Origin of the sequence: Nocardiopsis lucentensis DSM 44048 (assembly GCF_000341125.1) — a bacterium.
Taxonomy (GTDB): domain Bacteria; phylum Actinomycetota; class Actinomycetes; order Streptosporangiales; family Streptosporangiaceae; genus Nocardiopsis; species Nocardiopsis lucentensis.
On record NZ_ANBC01000230.1, the window covers coordinates 1 to 509 of the forward strand.

Here is a 509-nt window from a genome sequence, read left to right on the forward strand (position 1 = left end):
GGGCGGTCACCCCCACGACCAGACCGGAGCCGAGGAGGACGGCGACCAGGTAGGCCAGACCGAGCGGGGACGGCGCCTCCGGTACGGGGGTCCCCAGTAGCGCGGTGATCGGGGTCGTGACGGCTCCGTTCCCGGCTGACCACGGTGTCGCCGGGACCCGGGGCAGGGCGGGCAGGGAGGTGGGGCCGGCGGCCAGCGGTACCGCGCCCAGGGCCGTGAGGGCGGCGCCGGAGAACACGCGGGGCGGCACGCCGAGGCCGGGCAGGGGGCACCGGGCGAACAGCAGGCCGGTCACCCCGACCAGGAGGAGGCTCACGGCGACGGCCCACCAGCGCTCCGGGCCGGTGCCCGTGTCGCCGCCGAAGAGGACGAGGCCGGACACACCGGCGGCGCCGACCCACAGGACCAGGGAGCACGCGCGCAGCGTCCGTACGGGGCGCTCCGGGCGCGGGGCCCCGAGCCGGTGGGCGACGAGGAGGTCGGCGAGGGCGGTGGCGGCGACGGCGGGC

At 79.2% G+C, this 509-nt stretch carries 1 pseudogene; it reads right to left on the reverse strand.

Features of this window, described 5'->3' with window-relative positions:
* Positions 1 to 509: pseudogene (locus tag D471_RS40060) on the reverse strand (SCO7613 C-terminal domain-containing membrane protein); the annotation flags it as partial.